This window comes from Flavobacterium sp. (genome assembly GCF_035760125.1).
In the GTDB taxonomy this organism is placed as follows: Bacteria; Bacteroidota; Bacteroidia; order Flavobacteriales; family Flavobacteriaceae; genus Flavobacterium.
In genome coordinates, this window is sequence record NZ_DASTTN010000506.1 from 1 (window position 1) to 5,238 (window position 5,238).

The following is a 5,238-nucleotide window of genomic DNA, read 5'->3' on the forward strand; positions in this document are numbered from 1 at the left end:
ACCATTTTTCATTCCTTCAAAAAGAGCTAAATTTTCTTCTATAGAACGGTTTCTATAAGGTCCATCAACACCTGGTTGAGTAGGTGTACCTTTTTGAGTTGCCATATCTTCAGAAGACTGACTATCAACATAGGCTTTACCCTTTTTAATCATAGTAACTGCCCAATCGTATAATTGATGGAAATAATCAGATGAATACAATTCTTCAGACCAATTGAAACCCAACCATTTTAAATCTTCTTTGATGGCATCAACATATTCCTGCTCTTCTTTGGCTGGATTAGTATCATCAAAACGCAAGTTTACTGGCGCATTGTATTTTAGACCTAAACCAAAATTAAGACAAATTGATTTGGCATGTCCAATGTGCAAATATCCATTTGGCTCTGGTGGAAAACGAAAGCGTAATTTATCTTGTGGAAAACCGTTTGCTAAACTGTCTTCTATAATTTGTTCAATAAAATGAAGTGATTTCTCTTCTGATGCCATTTTTATAAATTTTAGCAAAGATAAAAAATAGATGACAGATAATAGACAATAAGATAATAGACTTTAAAGAAAAAACAGTTGTCAATTTTTAATACATTTGTATAAATACTTAATGTTTTGGAATAAAAAAGAGGTTATTCAAGATGTGAAAATCGATGAAAAGGAATGTTATTATAACTATTAAAGTTTAAAATCATTACGCTTTTAAACATGAATTAATTACTGAAAAAATAAAAAAATGGGAACAATAAGATTAAAAAACATACGCACTTTTTCATACCACGGCTGTTTGATAGAAGAAGGAAAAATAGGCTCTGATTACAGTGTAGATTTGGAAATAAGAACCAATTTGAAACATTCTTCTGAGTCCGATAACTTGAAAGATACAGTAGATTATGTACATTTAAATAAAATTGTGGTAGAAGAAATGGCTATTCGTTCCAATTTACTAGAGCATGTAGCCAAAAGAATTATAGATAGAGGCCTGGCAGAACTAGAAACTGTTTCAAAAATTAAAGTTGCTGTTTCAAAAATTAATCCTCCTATAGGTGGTGATGTAGAAGCGGTTACCATAGAAATGGAAGAAGAGCGTTATTTTAAATTGTAACAATTGTTATAAAAATAGAAAAAAGTTAACTTTAAACTTTTAAACTTTAAAATTTTAAGTTACTTTTGCCATCCGTTCAGGAATGGCGTCGTGGCCGAGCGGCTAGGCTGGGCTCTGCAAAAGCTCCTACTCCGGTTCGAATCCGGACGATGCCTCTAAAACCTCTAAAGCAATTTAGAGGTTTTTTTTATGTTTAATTTTTAGAAAAAATTAGATAAAGATATAGTTCGAATCCAGACGATGCTTAAAACCTCTAAAGCAATTTAGAGGTTTTTTTTTATATTATTTTTTCTAAAAATGAAGTAAATACAATCTTCAAATCTATACAATTCACCAAAAAAAAGAAACAAAAAAAAGGAACTAAATAATAGTTCCTTTTTTTAATCTTATAGAAAATTTACTTGTCTATTTTTTCGAAAGCATTTTTTACCATTTGTTTTTCCTCTGGAAACCAACCTTGAAAGATTAAAACCAGTCCAAAAATCATTAGAACAACACTAATTCCTCTTTTGATTTTATAAATATTTTTTGGTGTCATTTTGTGTTTCAATTGCTTAGCCAAAGCTATTTTTATGCAATCAATACTTAAATAAGTAATAATTACTGAGATGAAAAATGTAAGCACTCTCGAGGTTTCCATTTCTAATTTTGGTCCAACTGAAATAATAACGGCTAACCAAAAACCAAGTACACCAATGTTAATAATATTTAGAAAAAAACCTTTGAAAAAAAGACCCAGATAATTCTTTTTTATAATCTCATTATCAATTGTTTTAGTATTTACTTTCTTTTCTTTTTTAGTTCCTAAGAAAGAAACAAATCCATAAGCCATCATAATAAAACCTCCGAAAATAAACAAGGAAGAATTATCATTTAAACTTTGAATCAATCTATAACTACCTAAATAAGCAATTGTTATAAAAAAAACATCTCCTAAAACAACACCTAAATCAAAAACTAAAGCAGCTCTAAATCCTTTAATTATACTTGTTTCAAGTAAAATAAAAAAAACAGGGCCAATCATAAAACTCAATAGAACTCCCCAAGGAATACCAGTTAAAATATCGTTTATCATTAAAAAATGACTTTAAAAAATTAAAAATTATTTCTGAATAATGCTTCCACCCATTAGAGTTTCTTGTCTTAATTCCTTTGGTTTGCCATAGATTGTAACTGTACCACCTGCTTTGACTTTGGCATCAACAAGCATGCTGGCTTTTATGTCCGCACTTCCCCCTGCAGAAATATGTACGGTAGTTTGGGAAGTTTCTAATTCATTTGCTTTTAAAATACCTCCAGAATTAATAGAAACCGATTGAGTGACCGCTTTACCTGTCACAGTAACAATTCCTCCTGAAAAGGCTTTAATAGAGGTTTTATCAACATCTAATGAAACTGTTATCTGAGCTCCTTCCTGCGTTCCTAGATCAAAGGTTGTTTGTTTAAAAGTATCTGCACAAATTACAGAACTACCTTCATTGGCATCTATACTTTGAATTTTTTTAAAATATAAAGTCACTTTTGCTTCATCTCCAGTCATCATTTTTGTCAAAGGCATTCTTATTTTTAAAAGCCCATTTTTATTAACAATTTCCACTTTACTTTGACTGGTTCCAGTTATCTCAGCTTTATTTTCATTGGAAGCTATTAAAGTTACACTCAACTTATCAAATACTTTTAGATCCGTAAAATCTCCAAGAGCTATCGTAGTTTGCGCAAAAGTGAATTGTGCCATAAATACCAAACCTACTAAAATTATTCTTTTCATTTCAAAAAATTTAATTGTTAATATGTCTATTTTAAAATCTTATTCGCTCCTTCTAATAAAATTGAAATCCAATTGTTTCTTAACTAAATCGGCATTTTTAACAGTTACATAAATCTCATCACCAAGTTGTAATAATCGATTAGAATTGGCACCTATCAAGGCATATTGTTTTTCATCAAAAGTATAATAATCCTCTTTTATATCACGGGTTCTTACCATACCTTCACATTTATTTTCTATAATTTCAACATAAATTCCCCATTCGGTAACTCCAGAAATAACTCCTAGGAATTCCTGGTCATTATGGTTTTGCATGTATTTTACCTGCATATATTTGATGGAATCTCTTTCGGCATTAGTAGCTAAACCTTCCATCGTTGAAGAATGCAAACATTTAGTTTCATACAATTCTTCATCAACCGATTTTCCTCCATCCAAATAATACTGCAATAAACGATGAACCATAACGTCGGGATAACGACGAATAGGCGATGTAAAATGTGAATAATAATCAAATGCCAATCCATAATGACCAATATTATCCGTAGAATATTTGGCTTTACTCATAGCTCTAATTGCGAGAGTATCAATTAGATTTTGTTCTTTTTTTCCATTTACTTCTTCCATCAAAGCATTCAATGATTTAGAAATATCTCCTTTATTTCTAAAATCGATCTTGTAACCAAACTTAGCAATGACATTTTGCATTGCTATTAATTTATCCTCATTTGGTTCATCATGTATTCTATAAACAAAGGTTTTCTTTTGTTTACCAATATATTCAGCCACTTTTCGATTGGCTAATAACATGAATTCTTCAATCAAATGATTGGCATCTTTGGCTATTTTAAAATAAACTCCTTCTGGTTCTCCATCTTGATCTAAGTTGAATTTTACTTCAACTTTATCAAAAGAAATAGCACCTTCATTCATTCTGTTTCTTCTGAATATTTTAGCCAACTGATCCATTTTTAAAGTAGCAGCAACGATTTCATCAGAAACCACATAGGAACTTCCTGTAATAGAAGTTTCTATTGGAATCGTATTATCTTTAGTTTCTATGATGTATTGAGCTTCTTCGTAAGCGAAACGCTGATCAGAGTAAATTACAGTTCTACCAAACCATTGATTTACGACTTTACTAGTTTCTGTAATTTCGAAAATAGCTGAGAACGTATATTTTTCTTCTTGAGGGCGCAACGAACAGGCAAAATTAGAAAGAACTTCCGGTAACATTGGCACTACCCTATCCACCAAATAAACCGATGTTGCTCTTTGATAAGCCTCATCATCCAGTATTGTTCCTTCTTCAAGATAATAGGAAACATCGGCAATGTGAATACCAATTTCGTAATTACCATTTTCTAACTTTTTGAAAGACAAAGCATCATCAAAATCTTTAGCATCTTTTGGGTCAATCGTAAAAGTCAATGTATCGCGCATATCTCGGCGCTTGGCTATTTCACTGGCTTCAATCGAGGTATCAATTTTTTGGGCAAATGTTTCCACTTCAATAGGAAACTCAGCAGGTAAACCATATTCGGCTAAAATGGCGTGAATTTCAGTATCATGTTCACCTGGTTTTCCAAGAACTTTCACCACTTTTCCAAAAGGACTATCGGCTCTTGAAGGCCAATCTTCGATATGAACCAAAACCACATCCCCTTGCTCTGCCTCTCCTATTTTATCTTTTGGAATAAAAATATCGGTGTACATCTTTGGATTGGCTGTCGAAACAAAAGAAAAATTCTTTTGAATATCAATAACCCCAACAAAATCTGTTTTATACCGTTCAATCACTTCAATCACTTCACCTTCAGCTCTTCTACCGCTTCTTTTATTATAAACATACACTTTTACGGTATCTTTATCTAAGGCGTGATTTAAATTATTACTTGGAATAAAAACATCTTCTTCAAATTCCGGACAAATAAAATAAGCGGTTTTACGACCGGTCATATCAATTGTTCCTTCGTAATACTCTTTACTTGTTGCTTTTATTAAATATTTCCCTGGTTCGGATTCTATAATTTTCTTTGAAGCTGCCAAAATCTTTAAATCTTTAATGATTTCATTACGGCTTTGGGTGTCGTCTAATTCTAATTTGGCAGCAATTTGCTTATAATTAAAGGCTTTATTGGCACTTTGCGATAATATTTTTATAATTTTATCTGAGAAATCTTTCCCTTTTTTTATCGGCTTTCTTAATCTTTTACTCATGTATCTTTTCTTAAAAGTCTAAAATTACAAAATTGTATTCACTATTCCTTATTCTACTTAGAGTTTTAAACTAATAATAACTTTACTACATTTATAAAAAATTCAAAATGAAAGACTTTAAAACGATAGCTATTTTTAATTATCCACATGAAAT

5 protein-coding genes and 1 tRNA gene are annotated in these 5,238 nt (G+C 31.0%); 2 read left to right on the plus strand and 4 right to left on the minus strand.

From position 1 onward, the window contains the following. The coding region (locus tag VFS71_RS18155) for a glutamate--tRNA ligase family protein (RefSeq protein WP_326403036.1) at positions 1-489 on the minus strand (489 nt) is incomplete at its 3' end. 238 nt (positions 490-727) lie between these two features. Here VFS71_RS18155 and folB point away from each other — a divergent pair. Beyond that, positions 728-1,096 carry a dihydroneopterin aldolase gene (gene folB / locus VFS71_RS18160; RefSeq protein WP_326403037.1) on the plus strand — a complete coding sequence of 123 codons (369 nt, stop codon included), beginning with the start codon at positions 728-730 and terminating at the stop codon, positions 1,094-1,096. Between the two features lie 84 nt (positions 1,097-1,180). Then, positions 1,181-1,251: transfer RNA gene (locus VFS71_RS18165), tRNA-Cys, on the plus strand. A gap of 242 nt (positions 1,252-1,493) precedes the next feature. Here the strand turns inward: VFS71_RS18165 and VFS71_RS18170 are convergent. The 3 genes from VFS71_RS18170 to rnr are packed head-to-tail and all read right to left on the minus strand — an operon-like array spanning position 1,494 to position 5,084. Next, a complete protein-coding gene (locus tag VFS71_RS18170) occupies positions 1,494-2,171 on the minus strand; it encodes a LysE family translocator (protein ID WP_326403038.1) in 678 nt (225 codons plus the stop codon). Between the two features lie 27 nt (positions 2,172-2,198). Next, positions 2,199-2,864, minus strand: a complete 666-nt coding sequence (locus VFS71_RS18175) for a head GIN domain-containing protein (RefSeq protein ID WP_326403039.1) — start codon at positions 2,862-2,864, stop codon at positions 2,199-2,201. Positions 2,865-2,903: 39 nt separating this feature from the next. Continuing rightward, positions 2,904-5,084, minus strand: a complete 2,181-nt coding sequence (rnr, locus tag VFS71_RS18180) for a ribonuclease R (protein ID WP_326403040.1) — start codon at positions 5,082-5,084, stop codon at positions 2,904-2,906. Positions 5,085-5,238: the final 154 nt, after the last annotated feature.